The 18,586-nt window shown below is 54.7% G+C and carries 13 protein-coding genes; 6 read left to right on the top strand and 7 right to left on the bottom strand.

Annotation, left to right across the window (positions count from 1 at the left end; all coding sequences use genetic code 11):
* Nucleotides 1-9 precede the first annotated feature (9 nt).
* Both ACF8OF_RS06800 and lrp read right to left on the bottom strand, forming a co-directional pair.
* Complete coding sequence (locus tag ACF8OF_RS06800) at nt 10-3,594, bottom strand: DNA translocase FtsK 4TM domain-containing protein (protein WP_392496120.1); 3,585 nt, start codon at nt 3,592-3,594, stop codon at nt 10-12.
* Between the two features lie 138 nt (nt 3,595-3,732).
* Nucleotides 3,733-4,227, bottom strand: coding sequence for a leucine-responsive transcriptional regulator Lrp (lrp, locus tag ACF8OF_RS06795; RefSeq protein ID WP_004235807.1), 495 nt, complete (start codon nt 4,225-4,227; stop codon nt 3,733-3,735).
* Nucleotides 4,228-4,787: 560 nt separating this feature from the next.
* Between lrp and trxB the strand changes: the two genes are divergently transcribed.
* The 5 genes from trxB to infA all read left to right on the top strand — a co-directional run bounded on the left by trxB (nt 4,788) and on the right by infA (nt 10,456).
* Nucleotides 4,788-5,747: a thioredoxin-disulfide reductase gene (gene trxB / locus ACF8OF_RS06790; RefSeq protein ID WP_262882402.1), complete on the top strand. Its 960-nt coding sequence runs from the start codon at nt 4,788-4,790 to the stop codon at nt 5,745-5,747.
* A gap of 104 nt (nt 5,748-5,851) precedes the next feature.
* A complete protein-coding gene (gene cydD / locus ACF8OF_RS06785) occupies nt 5,852-7,621 on the top strand; it encodes a cysteine/glutathione ABC transporter permease/ATP-binding protein CydD (RefSeq protein WP_392496119.1) in 1,770 nt (589 codons plus the stop codon).
* 2 nt (nt 7,622-7,623) lie between these two features.
* Entirely contained in the window at nt 7,624-9,390 is a 1,767-nt protein-coding gene (cydC, locus tag ACF8OF_RS06780; RefSeq protein WP_262882400.1) for a cysteine/glutathione ABC transporter ATP-binding protein/permease CydC, read from the top strand.
* Nucleotides 9,368-10,087, top strand: coding sequence for a leucyl/phenylalanyl-tRNA--protein transferase (gene aat / locus ACF8OF_RS06775; RefSeq protein ID WP_279798126.1), 720 nt, complete (start codon nt 9,368-9,370; stop codon nt 10,085-10,087). Before cydC ends, aat begins: the two co-directional genes overlap by 23 nt.
* Nucleotides 10,088-10,237: 150 nt before the next feature.
* Entirely contained in the window at nt 10,238-10,456 is a 219-nt protein-coding gene (gene infA / locus ACF8OF_RS06770; RefSeq protein ID WP_002211347.1) for a translation initiation factor IF-1, read from the top strand.
* 76 nt (nt 10,457-10,532) lie between these two features.
* Here the strand turns inward: infA and clpA are convergent, their stop codons facing one another.
* Both clpA and clpS read right to left on the bottom strand, forming a co-directional pair.
* Nucleotides 10,533-12,818: an ATP-dependent Clp protease ATP-binding subunit ClpA gene (clpA, locus tag ACF8OF_RS06765; RefSeq protein ID WP_262860097.1), complete on the bottom strand. Its 2,286-nt coding sequence runs from the start codon at nt 12,816-12,818 to the stop codon at nt 10,533-10,535.
* 33 nt (nt 12,819-12,851) lie between these two features.
* A complete protein-coding gene (gene clpS, locus ACF8OF_RS06760) occupies nt 12,852-13,172 on the bottom strand; it encodes an ATP-dependent Clp protease adapter ClpS (RefSeq protein ID WP_015422570.1) in 321 nt (106 codons plus the stop codon).
* A 258-nt stretch (nt 13,173-13,430) separates the two neighbouring features.
* On the opposite strand from clpS, the gene cspD reads away from it, so the two are divergent.
* Nucleotides 13,431-13,661, top strand: a complete 231-nt coding sequence (gene cspD, locus ACF8OF_RS06755; protein ID WP_004235798.1) for a cold shock domain-containing protein CspD — start codon at nt 13,431-13,433, stop codon at nt 13,659-13,661.
* 86 nt (nt 13,662-13,747) lie between these two features.
* Here the strand turns inward: cspD and macB are convergent, their stop codons facing one another.
* The 3 genes from macB to ACF8OF_RS06740 are packed head-to-tail and all read right to left on the bottom strand — an operon-like array spanning nt 13,748 to nt 18,504.
* A complete protein-coding gene (macB, locus tag ACF8OF_RS06750) occupies nt 13,748-15,694 on the bottom strand; it encodes a macrolide ABC transporter ATP-binding protein/permease MacB (protein ID WP_392496114.1) in 1,947 nt (648 codons plus the stop codon).
* A 3-nt stretch (nt 15,695-15,697) separates the two neighbouring features.
* A complete protein-coding gene (gene macA / locus ACF8OF_RS06745) occupies nt 15,698-16,807 on the bottom strand; it encodes a macrolide transporter subunit MacA (RefSeq protein WP_025153635.1) in 1,110 nt (369 codons plus the stop codon).
* A gap of 14 nt (nt 16,808-16,821) precedes the next feature.
* On the bottom strand, nt 16,822-18,504 hold the full coding sequence (locus ACF8OF_RS06740; RefSeq protein ID WP_392496112.1) for a DUF2813 domain-containing protein: 1,683 nt from the start codon (nt 18,502-18,504) through the stop codon (nt 16,822-16,824).
* Nucleotides 18,505-18,586: the final 82 nt, after the last annotated feature.

Below are 18,586 nucleotides of genomic sequence, written 5' to 3'. Positions count from 1 at the left end.
GCGGCGTCATTAAAAGTTATTTGAGGACGGCGCCAGCACTTCGCGGTTGCCGTTATGGCCCGGTTCGCTGACAATGCCCTGTTCTTCCATTTCTTCCACGATCCGCGCCGCGCGGTTATAACCGATACGGAACTGACGCTGGACACCGGAAATGGACACGCGCTGTTTTTCTGTGACGAATTGTACCGCCTGATCGAACAGCGGATCCAGATCTTCCCCGCTGACAGAACTGCCGCCTTCGCCGTCCTCACCACCACGGGTGATGTTATCGATATATTCCGGACGACCACGGGCTTTCCAGTCATTGACCACATCGTGCACTTCTTGGTCACGGACAAACGCGCCGTGAACACGCAGCGGCGCATTAGCGCCCTGCGGCAGATAGAGCATGTCCCCGTTCCCCAGCAGGGATTCCGCACCGCCCTGGTCGAGAATAGTCCGGGAGTCAATCTTACTGGAGACGGTAAAGGCAATACGGGTCGGAATGTTGGCTTTAATCAGTCCGGTGATCACATCCACAGACGGACGCTGTGTCGCCAGCACCAGGTGGATCCCCGCCGCTCGGGCTTTCTGCGCCAGACGGGCGATGTGCTCTTCCACTTTTTTACCGGCAGTCATCATCAGGTCAGCAAATTCATCCACCATGACCACGATATACGGCTCTTTTTTCAGAACCGGATGCGTCATTTCCATGCTGTCGGTCGGTTTCCAGAACGGATCCGGAATCGGTCGTCCCATGGATTCCGCCATCAGGATTTTTTCGTTATATCCCGCGAGGTTACGCACCCCGAGTGCGGACATCAGTTTATAGCGCCGTTCCATTTCCGCCACACACCAGCCGAGGGCATTGGCGGCGTCTTTCATGTCGGTCACCACCTGAGTCAGCAAGTGCGGAATACCTTCATAAACCGAGAGTTCCAGCATTTTCGGGTCGATCATAATAAAGCGGACCTCTTCCGGCTTCGCTTTATACAGGATACTGATAATCATGGCGTTGACGCCGACTGATTTCCCTGAGCCCGTTGTACCGGCCACCAGCAGATGCGGCATTTTACCCAGATCCGCCACCACCGGCTGACCGGAGATATCTTTCCCCAGCACCACCGAGAGCGGTGATGGCGTATCGCGGAATTCGTCACAGTCCAGCACTTCACGCAGATAGACGGTCTGACGTTTTTCGTTCGGCAGTTCCAGACCCACATACGGCTTGCCCGGGATAACTTCCACCACGCGCACCGCAACCGTGGAGAGTGAACGCGCCAGGTCACGGGACAGGTTAGAAATGCGCGAGGCTTTCACGCCGGGGGCCAGATCCAGCTCAAAACGGGTGATCACCGGCCCCGGTTCATAGCCGACCACACGGGCTTTGATGCGGAAGTCATTCAGGCGCGCTTCAATCAGACGGGCGGTCTGTTCCATAGCGAATTCATCCACCGGCTCGATGGTATCCGGCGGTGAGGCCAGCAGATCCAGAGACGGCATCGGCGTGGTTGATTTCGGCAGCGGCTGATCATTACGGACCAGGAACGGATGGAACAGGCTCTCTTCCATCTGTTTTTGTAACTGAGCTTCCTGTGACGTGACCGGTGCCGCATTCTGCGGTGGTACGGCAACAGGTTCAACGCTCTGAACCGGGGTCTGCGGCGCGGAATAAACCGGTGCCGGTTCAGCCACAGGCGCGGTGACCGGCGTCGGGATAAACAGCGGCTCTGCTGGTTCCGGATCCACCAGATCCTCCACCGGAGAGAACGCTTTCAGTTCAGCCAGGTCAGATAAAATCGCGTCCGCCTGTCCGTTGTAGCGCTGTTGCTGCATCTGCATAAACTGCGCCTGAAGACGCTGAGATTCCCGCTTATCCTCATCCCCTTCTTCTGCCGCAGAGTGAATATCCGCCGCCGGCGGTACAGACGCAAAGGAGTGATGGCTGACCGGCGCCTGATAAGCAGACGGCGCAGGGATAAAGGCGGAGGATGTGCCGGTGATAATTTCCGGTTCTGTCACTGCCTCCGGCTCTGCGGCCGGAGATATGTCCGCATCATTACCGTAGCGGTCACGCTGCTGTGTCATAAATTCATCACGCAGACGCGCCTGTAATACGTCGTCTTCATCCGGCTCTGACTGTGCTGCCGGTTGTTCCGGCTGGTGCTGCTGTGCAAATTCATCCTGCTCACGGCGCAGACGCTCAAGTTCCGCGTCGCGCTGAGACGGAATGCGGATACCGTAAAGCTCACGCCGTGTCGGGAGGCGTACCGGGTTCGGGCGCGGCAGTTCAGGCCCGAGCCCCTGTTTGACCTGTGCCGCACCGAACGCCGCCGCTGCACCTGCTGCCGCTGCACCTGCTGCCGCTGCAGAGCTCAGATGTGCGCTGCCGTTATCATCGGTATCCGGTAAATCAGGCAGATCGAACGTAAAGACCGGTTCCGTGCGGTCACTTCCCGCAAACGGATTTTCCCGTTGCGGCGCTGCCGGTTCAGGTTCAGGCTGAATATCCGGCACACTGATCGGGGCATTCAGATCAAGCGTTGTCCGGTAAGCATCCGGAACATCAAAACGGTAATGTTCAGGTTCGTCCGCCACCGGGGCAGTATGTTCCTGTACTGTCTGCGCCTGTGCGGCAATTTGCGGTACCGCAGACACCACCGCTTCAGCGGCAGTTTCCGGAGATACTGAGAGATTCTGTACCGGAGTCAGCAACGGATCGCTGTTATCCGCCGGCCCCTCATAATGTGCCTGTTGCGCCAGTTCCGCCGCATTCGGTACGGATAACAGCACATCGTCCGCATCATCGTATTCACGGTACTGTGCGGTCTGAATCTGCGCTTCACTGTCCGGGACAACGGCGGTCAGTGCCGCTGCAGCTGCCTCTGTCTGCGGTATGCTGCGGTGCCCGGCCTTCGCATCCGTTTCCTCATCGTCGTCATACCCGCCCTCGTCGTCATATTCTTGTTCGTCGTAATACTGATCGTCATAACGGTCACGGGAGTGATTGGTGAGGAAAGCAATCGGCGAAAGCACGGCCGCCCCGGTTTTTTCGGCGATGGTAATCCACGACCAGCCGGTCAGCAGCATCAGGCCGATAGCCCACAGACTAAGCAGCGCGAGCGTCGCACCCAGCGCATTAAACCACGGCATCAGTGCCGAGCTGAATAAACTGCCGATCACCCCGCCCGCCGCAAAGTTCTGCATGTCATCCACATTCAGGGATGCAAGCGCGCAGGATGAGAGGATAAGTGTCAGTCCCCCGATGATACGCATCGAGAGTGAGAAAAAGTCTACGTAATCTTTATTTTCATTACTGCGGAAGGCGGACCAGCACCCCAGAATCATCAGCGGGGGAACGGTGTAAGCCAGTATGCCAAAGGCGGAAAAGAGAATATCCGCAAACCAGGCGCCGATACTGCCGGCCAGATTTTTCACCGGCTCATGCCAGTTGGTCTGGGACCAGCTCGGGTCTGACGGATTAAACGATAAAAGCGCGACCAGCAGAAAGACGGCGCACAACCCGATCACAATAAGGACGGCTTCCAGCAACCGGCGCCCGCTGCTGATTCTTCTGAATTTAATGTGTTTGTCTTCGGTATATTCCTGGCTCATGTCATTTCCTGACGCAACGTCCGGTTTTTTCCTGTCAGTAAAACGGAACAACGCTGAGGGTAGCTCAGCGTTGAAACTGTATGCATAAACAGGAGTGTACCTGATTTATCCCGTTTTGCACATGACGCAGGAAACAAATTAACGGGTCTTGATGACCAGACGGTTACTTTGTTTGACCTCTTCCATCACCACGTAAGTACGGGTGTCGTTCACGCCCGGCAGACGCAGAAGAGTTTCACCCAGCAGTTTTCGGTAAGCAGACATGTCCGGCACACGAGTTTTCAACAGGTAGTCAAAATCACCGGAAACCAGGTGACATTCCTGAATCTCTTCCAGCTTCTGCACGGCAGTGTTGAACTGTTCAAACACATCCGGTGCCCCGCGGTTAAGGGTAATTTCCACGAATACCAGCAGGGAGGCATCCAGATAGTGCGGATTCAGCAGTGCGGTGTACCCGGTGATAAAGCCCTGACGCTCTAAACGGCGCACACGTTCCAGACACGGAGTCGGGGACAGACCCACACGCTTGGAGAGTTCGACGTTGGAGATACGGCCATCTTTCTGCAATTCGTTAAGAATATTCCTGTCAATTCTGTCAAGATCTTTACCCGGACGCTTTTTGTTATCAATCATCTCGTTATCTCTCTTATTTACTATTTTCCCACACCCATAACACTTTCCTTGCCTGACAGAACAAAATCAGTATCGGAAAACATGTTTTCAGGCCAATTCTTTGCATTTCTGATTATAAAAATACGCAACCGGTGCCAGTTTACCGGAACATTCAGATTATTATCGCTCTCATCGTAAGCTGAAATTACCATGCTTCGTCATCAGGACAAACATATCACCTGTATAACAGGAGGTATTAACCTGACGGATAAAAATCTCTTACACCGATGTTTTCGCAAATGCGCAGCCGATTGTCAAAGCAAATGAACAAAAATCAGAACAACCTGTTGAAGAAAATGGCAGAAAAACGTTTCGCTGACAAACAGGACGCGCTTTTGGTGTGATATTCAAACAACTTAGGAATCTTCTGAATAATCACTTTATCGTACAATCACCTGAAAACCGACTCATTTCCGGCTCATTTCAATTTTGTGCTCTGCCGTTTTTATTCCTTTTTTTACCCCTTGGTTTCTCCTACAATCCTGTACACGCTTTTTTGCCATTCTGTTAATGAGGTGTTCATGAACGCAACCCGACACAGTAAATTAATTATTCTGGGTTCCGGCCCTGCCGGATATACCGCTGCGGTTTATGCGGCACGGGCGAATTTAAATCCGGTGCTGATTACCGGGGTGGAAGTCGGTGGTCAGTTAACCACCACCACTGACGTGGAAAACTGGCCGGGAGACCCTGAAGGTCTGACCGGACCGGGTCTGATGGAACGTATGCAGGCACACGCTGAAAAATTTGAGACTGAAATCGTTAATGACTACATTACGAAAGTGGATTTCAGCAAACGCCCGTTTACCCTGACCGGCGAAAATACCTATACCTGTGACGCACTGATTATCGCCACCGGCGCATCGGCCCGTTATATCGGCCTGCCGTCAGAAGACGCGTTCAAAGGCCGTGGTGTGTCCGCCTGTGCCACCTGTGACGGCTTTTTTTACCGCAACCAGAAAGTCGCGGTCGTCGGCGGCGGTAATACCGCTGTGGAAGAAGCGCTGTATCTTTCCAATATCGCATCAGAAGTGCATCTGATCCACCGCCGTGACAGCTTCCGCGCTGAAAAAATCCTTATCAATCGTCTGATGGATAAAGTTCAGAACGGCAACATCATTCTGCACACTGACCGCACACTGGATGAAGTACTCGGCGATCAGATGGGTGTGACCGCTGTCCGTCTGCGTGACACCCGGAGTGACGCAACCGAAGAGCTGCCGGTGATGGGCTGTTTTATCGCCATCGGCCACAGCCCGAATACCGGTATTTTTGAGGGGCATCTGGATCTGGAAAACGGCTATATCCGTGTTCAGTCCGGCACGCACGGCAATGCAACCCAGACATCCGTTCCGGGTGTGTTTGCCGCCGGAGATGTGATGGATCATATCTACCGCCAGGCGATCACCTCCGCAGGAACCGGCTGCATGGCTGCACTGGATGCCGAGCGCTATCTCGACAGCCTCGCAGACAACAAATAATCCCGCATTTTCAGGGCGCTATATCTGTAGCGCCTTTTCGTGTACCATGGCATTATCCTGCTGATTTCAGCCAAATTTTTACTTATCACCTGCATACAGAAAAAATGGATAAATCAAGACAGTCAGAACTCGTCCGCTGGTTAAAACTTCAGGCAGCACCGGCGCGGCGATGGTTGCGCCTCTCGATGTTGCTGGGTGTGCTCAGCGGTTTACTGATTATCGGCCAGGCCTGGTGCCTCGCTGTTCTCCTTCAGTCCCTCATTATGGAGCATACGCCCCGCGAACAGCTCCTCACGCCGTTTACTGTACTGGTCATACTGTTTATTGCCCGCGCCGTTGTTGCTGCGATCCGCGAACGGGTCGGGTTTATCTGCGGGCAGGTGGTGAGACGTGATATCCGCCGGACCGTGCTGGATAAACTGGAACAGCTCGGCCCGGTGCGGGTGAAAGGTAAACCGGCAGGCAGCTGGGCGACGATTATTCTCGAGCAGATTGATGATATGCAGGATTACTATTCCCGCTATCTGCCGCAGATGACCCTGTCCGCCACTATTCCGCTGATGATTCTGATCACGCTGTTCCCGATCAACTGGACGGCAGCCCTGATTCTGCTGGTGACAGCGCCGCTGATACCCATCTTTATGGCACTGGTCGGCCTGGGTGCTGCTGATGCCAACCGCCGTAACTTCCTGGCATTAAGCCGTCTGAGCGGTGATTTCCTCGACCGCCTGCGCGGCCTGGAAACTATCCGTTTCTTCCACCGCGGGCGTGAGGAAGTGAAACAGATTGATGACGCCACCGAGGATTTCCGCACCCGCACCATGGAAGTACTGCGTATGGCGTTCCTCTCCTCCGCCGTACTGGAATTTTTCGCCGCGATTTCGATTGCCGTCGTCGCGGTCTATTTTGGTTTTTCCTATCTCGGTGAACTGAATTTCGGCAGCTACGGCATGGGTGTCACGCTGTTTGCCGGGTTTATTGCCCTGATCCTCGCGCCGGAGTTTTTCCAGCCGCTGCGTGACCTCGGTACGTATTACCACGCCAAAGCCCAGGCGGTAGGGGCAGCGGAATCGCTGTTTACCCTGTTATCCGCCGAAAACAATGATGATGAATTGCCCGGCACAGAACCGCTGGCAGCGGCAGAGCAAATTGCCGTCACCGCAACCGACCTGGTGATTTTTGCCCCGTCAGGGGAAAAACTGGCCGGGCCGCTGAATTTCACCCTGAATGCCGGGCAGCGTATCGCGCTTGTCGGTCAGAGCGGTGCCGGGAAAAGCTCACTGCTCAATCTGCTGCTGGGTTTTCTGCCGTATGAAGGCAGTATCCGGATCAATCAGCAGGAGCTGCGCGATATCAGCCCGGAAAGCTGGCGGGCACAGCTGAGCTGGGTGGGCCAAAACCCGCATCTGCCGGAACAGACCATTCTGGACAATATCCGCCTGAGCCGCCCTGATGCCTCTTCTGAGGAAATCACAGCGGTGATGGAAAAAGCCTATGTGACAGATTTTATTGATTCTCTGCCTGACGGGGTCAATACCGTGGTCGGCGATAATGCCGCGCGGCTTTCTGTCGGCCAGGCACAACGGATTGCCGTGGCGCGTGCCCTGCTCAATCCGTGTCATCTGCTGCTGCTGGATGAGCCGTCCGCCAGCCTGGACGCACACAGTGAGGAGCGTGTGATGCATGCTCTGAATGATGCCGCCCGTCAGCAGACAACCCTGCTGGTGACGCATCTGCTGGAAGAAACCCGTGACTACGATGAAGTCTGGGTGATGGATAAAGGCCTGATTATTGAACAGGGCAGCTATGCTGCTCTGCAACAGCAGCAGGGTGCCTTTGCACAGCTGCTGTCACACCGGACGGGGGATCTGTAATCATGCGTGTTTTGCTGCCGTTTTTAGCCCTCTACCGCCGCCACTGGTTTTTACTGACGCTCGGGATCCTGCTGGCGATTGCCACCCTGCTCGCCAGTATCGGGCTGCTGACGCTGTCCGGCTGGTTCCTCGCCGGTACCGCCATTGCCGGTGTACCGGGCATTGCCTTTTTTAACTATATGCTGCCTGCCGCCGGGGTGCGCGGTGCCGCTATCTCCCGCACTGCCGGACGCTATGCTGAGCGGCTGGTCAGCCACAGCGCGACCTTCCGTGTGCTGAAACATCTGCGGGTGTTTGCCTTTGAGAAAATCCTGCCGCTGACACCGGGCGGCATTGCCCGCTTCCGTCAGGGAGAGCTGCTCAACCGCCTGGTGGGGGATGTGGAAACGCTGGATCACCTCTATCTGCGTGTGATTTCGCCGATCGCCGCCGCACTGGTGGTGATTGCGGTCCTGACCTTCGGACTCGGTTTTCTGGATCTGACACTTGCTTATGCGCTGGGCGGGTTTATGACCTTCCTGCTGTTTGCCCTGCCGGTGGTGTTCTATTACGCCGGTAAACCCATCGGCGTGCAGCTGACCACACTGCGGGCGCAATACCGCACCCTGCTGACCAGCGCATTACAGGGACAGGCAGAACTGACTATTTTCGGTGCGCAGTCCCGTTTCCGCGCTCAGCTGGCAGAGACAGAACAGCGCTGGCTGATACAGCAACAGCGCCAGGCCGGTCTGACCGGGCTTTCCCAGGCGATTATTATTCTGGCGACCGGATTTGCCGTTGCGCTGATGCTGTGGATGGCTTCCGGGGTCAGCTGGCCGTACCGTGAGAGCGGTGCCATTATCGCCCTGTTTGTCTTCTGCGCGCTGGCGGCATTTGAGGCATTAGGCCCGGTGGCGGTGGCTTTCCAGCATCTCGGTCAGGTGATGACCTCCGCAGAGCGTGTATCGCAGATAGTGGACACCAAACCGGAAGTGACTTTCCCGGCCAGTGGCCCGGCAGCCTCCGCGCAGGTCAGCGTCAGCCTCCGTGGTGTCGGGTTTACCTATCCGGGACAACCGCTGCCGGTGCTGAAAGATATCTCCCTGACACTGCGTGCCGGTGAGCACCTTGCCCTGCTGGGGAAAACCGGCTGCGGGAAATCCACCTTATTGCAGTTACTGACCCGGGCATGGGATGTCAGTGAAGGTGAAATCCGCCTGAATGACCAGCCGATTGCTGTTTATGATGAAAGCACCCTCCGGTCACTGATGGCAGTGGTTCCGCAACGTATTCATGTGTTCAATAACACACTGCGCGGTAATCTGCGGATCGGGAATAACGACGCAACCGATGCGCAGCTGAATGCCGTACTGGCACAGGTCGGGCTGGAAAATCTGCTGGATAACGACCAGGGACTGAATGCCTGGATCGGCGAAGGCGGTCGTCTGCTCTCCGGCGGTGAACAGCGCCGTCTCGGCATCGCCCGCGCCCTGCTGCACAATGCGCCGTTCCTGCTGCTTGACGAACCGACAGAAGGCCTCGATGCGGATACCGAGCAGCATATTCTCGCCCTGCTGCGGGATATCGGCCGTGACCGGACCATGCTTATCATCACCCACCGTTTACAGGGCCTGGAACACATGGACACGCTGTGCGTGATGGATGGCGGGCAAATAGCCGAACAAGGCTCTCACGACGCGCTGCTGGCGCGCAGAGGCCGTTATTATCAGTTTGTGAACCGTATGCCGGTCATGACCGGGGGATCCGATGCCGTTTTATCAGCTGGATGAGGAACTTCTCTTTCCGCCGGTTGAACACGCGCTGACCGACCCGGACGGACTGCTGGCGACCGGCGGGGATCTCTCCCCTGCCCGGTTGCTGCTTGCCTACCGGGAAGGTATTTTCCCGTGGTATTCCCCCGGCGAACCCATTCTGTGGTGGTCACCGGATCCGCGGGCAGTACTGTATCCGGCTGAGGTACATGTCAGCCGTTCACTGCACAAAATTCTGAAAAAACACCCTTACCGGGTGACACTGAATCATGCCTTTGCACAGGTCATCAGGGCCTGTACCGAGCGGGATGAGGGCACCTGGATAGGGGATGATATTGTGGCTGCGTATAGCCGGCTGCATCAGGCAGGACGTGCTCATTCTGTCGAAGTGTGGGATGATAACACCCTGGTCGGCGGGCTGTACGGCCTGAACACGGGATCGCTGTTCTGCGGGGAGTCCATGTTCAGCCGTGTCAGTAACGGGTCAAAAATCGCTTTTATGACATTTTTCGCCCACTTTACCGGCCACGGCGGCGCAATGTTTGATTGTCAGATACTGAATCATTACACCGAATCCCTGGGTGCGCGGGAAATTCCGCGGCGAACGTTTATCCGTCAGCTTTATCAGCTGCGCGATAATCATTTACCGCAGTCATGCTGGCAACCGCAGACATTAGCACGTCCGGTGCCGTCACAGCTGCCGCCTTTTTTATAAAATCGCTGTAAACCAACAGGAAATGGTATGTTTCAGCCCGTTTTATGTTTCAGATACGGCGCTTAAAAAATATCATTCCTTTACATAATCCCGGTTTTTCGGCATTATCTTGCGGTTTGAAAATACTGGTTATTAACATTAGAGGATTAGATGGCCAAAGAAGACAATATTGAAATGCAAGGCACTGTGTTAGATACACTGCCGAACACGATGTTCCGTGTGGAACTGGAAAACGGACACGTTGTGACTGCACATATCTCCGGTAAAATGCGTAAAAACTATATCCGCATCCTGACAGGCGACAAGGTTACAGTAGAACTGACCCCATATGACCTGAGCAAAGGCCGTATCGTCTTCCGTAGCCGCTGATCCCTGCAGGCCACGCCTCATAAAAAGACACCACAGGCAACGCACTGACGTGCGTGTCCTGTGGTGATCGTTTTCATCAGGCTACCGGGTCACCGGATTTCTCTTTCAGGGCACTGAAACGGTAAGTCAGTTCATCTTTCTTCTTATCAAGATCGATAATCACCGAACCGCCGTTCACCAGCTCACCGAACAGTAATTCGTTCGCCAGCGGTTTTTTCAGTTTATCCTGAATCACACGAGCCATCGGACGTGCGCCCATTGCCGGGTCATACCCTTTTTCTGCCAGCCATGTGCGGGCACGGGCGGACACTTCAATGGAAACACCTTTCGCATCCAGCTGCGCCTGGAGTTCAACAATAAACTTATCAACCACCTGAGCGATAATCGGCTGCGACAGCGCATTAAACCAGACAATGCCATCCAGACGGTTACGGAACTCCGGTGTGAACACCCGTTTGATTTCTGCCATCGCGTCAGTGCTGTTATCCTGCTCGGTAAACCCGATTGCTTTGCGCTGGGTTTCACGCACACCGGCGTTGGTGGTCATCACCAGGATCACGTTGCGGAAATCCGCTTTGCGCCCGTTATTATCGGTCAGCGTCCCGTTATCCATCACCTGCAGTAACAGGTTAAAGACATCCGGATGCGCTTTTTCGATTTCATCCAGCAGAACCACTGAATACGGATGCTTGATAACCGCATCTGTCAGCAGCCCGCCCTGATCAAACCCGACATAGCCCGGAGGCGCACCAATCAGACGACTGACGGTGTGACGCTCCATGTACTCGGACATATCAAAACGCAGCAGTTTGATCCCCATTGCTTTGGATAACTGCACAGTGACTTCGGTTTTCCCCACCCCGGTCGGCCCTGCCAGCAGGAAGGCACCTATCGGCTTCTGCTCATTCCCCAGACCCGCACGGCTCATTTTGATGGATTCCGTCAGGGCATCAATCGCCGGATCCTGGCCGAAGACCAGCATTTTCAGGCGGCTGTCGAGGTTACGCAGCAGATCTTTATCACTGCTGGACACGGTTTTTTCCGGGATACGCGCGATCCGCGCCACAATCGCCTCAATTTCGCCGACACCGATGGTTTTCTTGCGGCGGCTCAGCGGCATCAGACGGGTTCTCGCCCCGGCTTCATCGATAACATCAATGGCTTTATCCGGCAGATGGCGGTCAGTGATGTATTTCACCGACAGATCCACGGCTGCCTGAATGGCTTTCGCGGTATAACGCACATCATGGTGTGCCTCATATTTGGCTTTCAGGCCGTTAATGATGCGCACGGTTTCATCGGCAGTCGGTTCATTGATATCAATTTTCTGGAAACGGCGGGTCAGCGCTTTATCTTTGTCAAAGATATTGCTGAATTCCTGATAGGTCGTGGAGCCTATCACCCGGATTTTCCCGTTGGATAATAACGGTTTAATCAGGTTTGCCGCATCCACCTGACCACCGGATGCCGCACCGGCACCAATGATGGTGTGGATCTCATCAATAAACAGAATGCTTTTCTCGTTTTTTTCCAGCACTTTCAGCAACGCCTTAAAGCGCTTCTCGAAATCACCGCGGTATTTGGTACCGGCCAGCAGTGAGCCGATATCCAGAGAAAAAATGGTATAGCCTTTGATCACTTCCGGTACATCATCCTGCTCGATACGCCAGGCGAGTCCTTCCGCAATCGCGGTTTTACCGACCCCGGATTCCCCGACAAACAGCGGATTATTTTTACGGCGGCGGCACAGCACCTGAATGGTGCGCTCCAGCTCCGCCTGACGGCCGATCAACGGGTCAATCTGGCCTTTGCGTGCCAGGTCATTCAGGTTGGTGGTGAAATTATCCAGGCTGTCCTCGCCGCCGGTACTCTCTTCGGCGGCAGACTGTGACGGTTCATCAAAGGACGGACCGCCCTCGTTTTCATCCTCACCTTTGGTGGTGCCGTGAGAGATGAAATTCACAATATCCAGACGGCTGACATCATGCTTGCGCAACAGATAAGCCCCCTGGGACTCCTGCTCGCTGAAAATGGCCACCAGCACATTCGCACCGTTGACTTCATTGCGTCCGGATGACTGAACATGGAAGACCGCACGCTGTAACACGCGCTGGAAACTGAGTGTCGGCTGGGTTTCGCGGTCATCCCCCTCCGGCAGCAGCGGTGTGGTCTGTTCAATAAAATGCTCAAGTTCCTGGCGCAGAATGGCCAGGTTAACGCGGCAGGCTTCCAGCGCCTCACGGGCTGATTTGTTACCTAATAACGCCAGCAGCAGGTGCTCTACGGTCATAAATTCATGCCGGTTGTCCCTTGCTTTGGCAAAGGCGATATTCAGACTGAGCTCTAATTCTTGATTGAGCATAGGCACCTCCATTCAGAGAAACAAAGTGTATTCTTATACCTTCTCGAGTGTACACAGCAACGGATGATCGTTGTCTTTCGCGTACGTGTTGACCAGTGTGGTTTTCATTTCAGCGATTTCAGCGGTAAACACCCCGCAGATCCCTTTTCCCTGATAATGGATGTCGAGCATAATCTGCGTCGCACGATCAACATTATAAGAAAAGAACTTTTGCAAAACTTCAACCACAAAGTCCATAGGGGTATAGTCGTCGTTATTCAAAACCACCTTGTACATTGACGGTGGCTGTATCTTTTGCAGCGCTTTTTCCCTGAGTGTGACATCCGTTTGTGATTCAGATTGATAGTGACTCATTGCTATTCCGGTTATAGAAAACGAACGCCTGATCAGGCGTATCAATACTCAGCGTTATCTGTATCAGACTTTACAGGTCAATACAGTGTTGCTGTAAACAAAGGCTTGACGTTGCCCTCTAATTCAATAGAGTATAAATAATGTACAACGTAACTAGTATATCCATGTGTTGTTGATACTTCGTTACTGAGTATTATGGATCATATGGTGCATTGTGCAGCATTTTTCAATCGTTTGACAGATGAGGGTTGTAACAGTATGGAAACAGGTACTGTTAAGTGGTTCAACAACGCCAAGGGTTTCGGGTTTATCTGCCCGTCGGATGGTGGCGACGATATTTTTGTACACTATTCGACGATTCAGATGGACGGCTACCGCACGCTGAAGGCGGGTCAGAAAGTGAATTATGACACCATTCAGGGACCAAAAGGGCATCACGTCAGTGTGATTATTCCGGTTACTGAAGATGACGACACCACAGCGCCGTAACACGGTATTTAACAAAATTATGCGGATCGTCGCGGTAATGTCAATCGTCATTCCGCGACGTATTCGTATTTTCAGACTGTGCGCGGCTATTCCCGCGCCAGTGCATCAATAGGATCAAGTTTAGCCGCATTTCTGGCAGGCAAAAAGCCGAAGACGATCCCGATCGCCGTCGAACAGAGCACCGCGCTGATAATTGCCGCCGGGCGGAAGACAAACTCCCAGTCCGGCAGTGCCATTTTGGCGGCAAAGGCAATGGAATAAGACAGCCCGAGGCCGATAGCCCCGCCCAGCAGACACACCAGCACCGCCTCAATCAGAAACTGCTGCATGACATCCCCTGCCCGCGCACCGACTGCCATGCGGATGCCGATTTCACGGGTGCGTTCCGTCACACTGACCAGCATGATGTTCATCACCCCGATACCGCCCACCACCAGCGAAATCACCGCCACCAGGGTCAGGAAGAGCTGCATGGTGGTCGTGGTTTTATCCACGGTTTTCACAATGCTGTCGAGGTTGTAGGTGAAGGTGTCTTTTTTGCCGTGGCGCAGCGTCATCAGCCGCACCAGCTGCTCTTCCGCATTTTTGGTGTTGTAACCGTCACGGATACGCACGGAGATCATATCCAGATAGTTGCGCTGCATCAGCCGCCCGGTCAGGGTGGTGTACGGCATCCAGACCTGTAAGGTTTTCGAGTTACCGAACATGGATTTGCGATCTGCAATCACACCGACCACCGTTGCAGGCATGTTGCCCACCAGCAGCATTTCCCCGACCACATTATTCTGATGCGGAAAGAGCTTGCGTTTGGTATTCATATCGATGATGACAACCTGAGAGCGGCGCGCATACATCTCCGGAGAGAATGCACGCCCTTCACCGAAACGCATGTCATACACGGTGAAAAAGTCCGGCCCGATCCCGGTGACACGGGCTGCGGAGTCAAGATTGCCTCTGCGCAGACGCGCACCATTCTCAATTTCCGCCGATGCCGCATAGACGTAAGGTTGCTGGCGGATCACATCCACATCACCGGGTTTCAGGGATTGCTGATCCTGTCCCGGATCACTGCCGAAGTCTTTGCCGGGATAGACAAAAATGGTGTTGGTGCCGATGGATTTGATATCCGACAGCACCAGCGCTTTGGCGGCATCCCCGATCACCAGAATGGTCACCACGGAGGCAATCCCGATAATAATACCCAGCATGGTGAGCAGTGTCCGCATCTTGTTGACCACCATGGCCCGCCACGCCATCAGCAGCGCTTCATTAAAGCGGCCGAGGAAACGGCTGAACGCGCTGCTTTTCAGCGGCGGTTTCGCGGCCAGCGCCTTCGCCTGCGGATTAATGACTGATCCGCTGTCGCTGAGGATGTGCCCGTCTTTGATTTCAATGATCCGCGCCGCCTGTGCGGCAATGGACGGATCATGAGTGACGATAATCACCGTATGCCCTGCGTCACAGAGCTGGCGCAGAATCGCCATCACCTCTTTGCCCGACTGGCTGTCGAGTGCGCCGGTCGGTTCATCCGCGAGGATCACTTCCCCGCCGTTCATCAGGGCACGGGCGATACTGACACGCTGCTGCTGTCCGCCGGAGAGCTGTCCCGGCCGGTAAATCAGCCGCTCCCCCAGCCCCAGGCGCTGCAACAGCGCTGCGGCCCGTTCACGGCGCTCCCGGGCACTCAGTCCGGCATAGATAGCGGGCATTTCCACATTCTGTTCCGCACTGAGGTGAGATAACAGATGGTAACGCTGAAAAATAAAGCCGAAATGCTCGCGGCGCAACGCCGCCAGTTCATCACCGCTCAGCTCTGCGGTGTTTTTCCCGGCAACAAAATAGTGCCCGTCACTCGGCGTATCCAGGCAGCCGAGGATATTCATCAGTGTGGATTTACCGGAACCGGACTGACCGATAATCGCCACCATTTCTCCGGCACGGATAGTCAGCGAGACATCATCCAGCACCGTGACACTGCTGTCTCCGGAAGGATAGCGGCGGTAAATATTCCGCAGTTCTAATAATGCGCTCATGAATTATCCTGCTGTGCCGTCATCAATACCGGTCACCACTTTCTCATGCTCTGTCAGGCCTTTTGTCACCTCAGCCTCCACATCATTACGGGTGCCGAGTGTCACCTGCCGGGTTTCCGGCTGACCATTCACCAGCACCTGTACTTCGTATTCGGTCGGGGAAATCTCTTTACCCAGCGCCGCCAGCGGAATTTTCAGCACATTTTCGCGGTTTTCCAGTGCAATGGTCACCTGAGCAGTCATGTCCAGTTTCAGCACATGCTGCGGGTTCGGGACTTCAAAACGGGCATAATAGAAAATAGCATCATTGATTTTCTGCGGTTTCGGCAGGATATCGGTGATCACACCGCTGAAGGATTTGTCCGGCGCGCCCAGCACGCTGAACGTGGCTTTCTGGCCGGGTTTCAGATACACCACATCTGCCTCGGAGACTTCCGCATTCACCAGCATGGTATCGAGATCCGCCAGGGAAAGGATGGTCGGCGCCTGCTGCATGGCAATCACTGTCTGGCCCTGTAAGGTTTTCAGCTCCGTCACCACGCCGTCCATCGGCGCACGGATATTGGTGTACTGCAAATCATTGCGGGCGGTATCGAGTGTGGCCTGATTACGTGCCACCTGGGCTTTGTAGGTGTCAATCGCCGCACGCTGCACATCCATATTGCGCCGCGCCTCATCCACATCCTGTTTTGAGATAACCTGTGTTTTTGCCAGTGCCAGCCGCCGCTGATAGGTCGCCTGTGCAAAGGCATACTCCGCCTCTGCCTGCTTCAGCCGTGCTTTGATTTCACTGACCGTCTGCTCAGCCTCAATCACCACGTTCTGTGCTTTGACCGGGTCGATCACCGCCAGCAGATCCCCTTTCTTAACAAAGTCTCCCTCTTTGACATTCAGGGTCTGCAGCTGCCCGTTGACCTGGGCGCCGACATCCACCTTCTGCAGCGCATCCAGCTTGCCGGTGGCCATCACTTTCTTTTCGAGTGTGCCGCGCTGCACATCCGCTGTCATATAACTGACCGGCGCGTCTTCGCGGGTGAAGAACCAGAAACCGCCGGCGATCAGAATAATCAGAATGCCGGCGGTCACTATTTTTTTCGTTGAAACTGCTTTCATTAACACCTTGTTCCTCAGTTAGCGCGCCCTCTGGCGAGCCATGCCACGCGGGAAAACATCCGGCGCAGCAACAGCGGGATAGAATCCACACCCCGGCTCGCCGCATTGTTGGCAATTGCAATCGCCAGATCCGGTTTCGACGTGCGGTGAATCGCTTTGGTTATAACCCGGCGGGCCGGCATTTTTATATTTTCCGGAATATCCGCGACCTGGTGATACAGGCGGCTGAACCCCTCGCGATATAAAAAGTGCTCCATATCCGGCGCGGGCAGACGGGTCAGTCTGTCCTGCTCGACATCATTGAGCCCCGATGAGAAATGTGCGGCGGTAGCTGCGTATTTCTTACCGGCTTCGTCGCCGTCAACCAGCGTATGCCATTCTATACCCATTTTGTTGGCAAACTTTAACAAAGGTTTAAGACCGCACTGGGCAAACTCAATCACCTTGATGCCCTCGGTCTCAAAGTAATAATTGCACTGTTTTGCCAGGTCGTTCATCAGCCAGATTTCCGTCTCTCCCTCCACCAGCAGCCAGCAACGGGCAAACAGTGCCGACGGGCGGTTAAAGCGGATATGGAATGAGATACGCCGCAGCTCTTCCGGCGACAGATGATTTTCTCCCAGCCGGTAAGCGGCAACACGGGTGGATTCCCGCACCAGGCGGCAGATATCATGAATCGGAACCAGTGAGAGCAATTCGCCGGAGTTGGTGGTGGTAATGCGCTGTAAGGAAAACAGATTGAGCAGACCCCACGCCACCGACAACATGATCGGATGCAGGCGGGTTTCCGGGTCTTCAACGATAATGATCGGACGGGCATAGGGGTCAAGCTTCAGACCGCTGTTGGACTGGAGCAGCGCGGCAAACATGCCGAGGATAATCAGCCGCACATTACGCTGATTGGGGCCGGCCACCACACGGTTAATCCCTTCCAGCGCCTGCCACGCCCGCTGACGCGGTTCGATATTCAGCCGTTTGGCTTTACGCCGATCGAGCAGATACTCCCCCTGCTCGGCAAAGTAGTGGCTGAGCAGCTGTTTCATGGCCTCAAGGCCGTCCTGCAAATCATCATTGGAGAGTGTCTGCGGGTTGCTCACCAGGGCGCGGGTCAGATCCGCCATCCGATTATTGAAGGTCTCCGTTTGTGTGCGGAGATCATATTCCTCATCCTCACAATCGGGCACATTTTTTTTCAGACCGCGCATAAAGCGGGCATCGCGCAGACGCAGCACCGGATAGAGGCGGATAATTTCGCTGATAAACTTATCGGTTTCCGCCGGCAGCAGCGGCTCACCGGCCTCATCCAGAAAGGTGCGCTGACTGGTAATGGTGTTGTCATCCGCCAGATCCGCGCTGACACGGTAGTTGATCCGCAGATACTCATCCCCGTTAGTACGCCACAGCGGCGCCAGTTCACGGAAACGGCGGGAGCGGGAGCGTCCGGGCCGGGTTTCACGGAATGTCAGGACAATCTGCAGATGGCGGACAGGCCCGGCGTCGCTGTCGGCAGCGTGATAAAAATCACTCAGGACAAATTTCGCATTCAGCGCCTGCGGTGACAGCGTCAGCGTCAGGGCATCCAGCAGGCTGGATTTCCCCCAGGCGTTTTCACCGATCAGAACCGTATTGCCGGTCAGTGGTAATGACAGGCGGTTAATACCGCGAAAACCCAGAATTTCCACTCTTTCCAGAATCATAGTTCCCTCACTGTTTGCCGGATACCGCCTGTTTTATGACAATACTGTCACAATAATGATCACAATAAAGTATTATCACAAT

The sequence above is a fragment of the Morganella sp. TYF_1 genome (assembly GCF_043105645.1).
GTDB classification, from domain to species: domain Bacteria; phylum Pseudomonadota; class Gammaproteobacteria; order Enterobacterales; family Enterobacteriaceae; genus Morganella; species Morganella morganii_B.
Note: the sequence above shows the minus strand (reverse complement) of the source record. Positions and strands in the feature narration are given on the sequence as shown.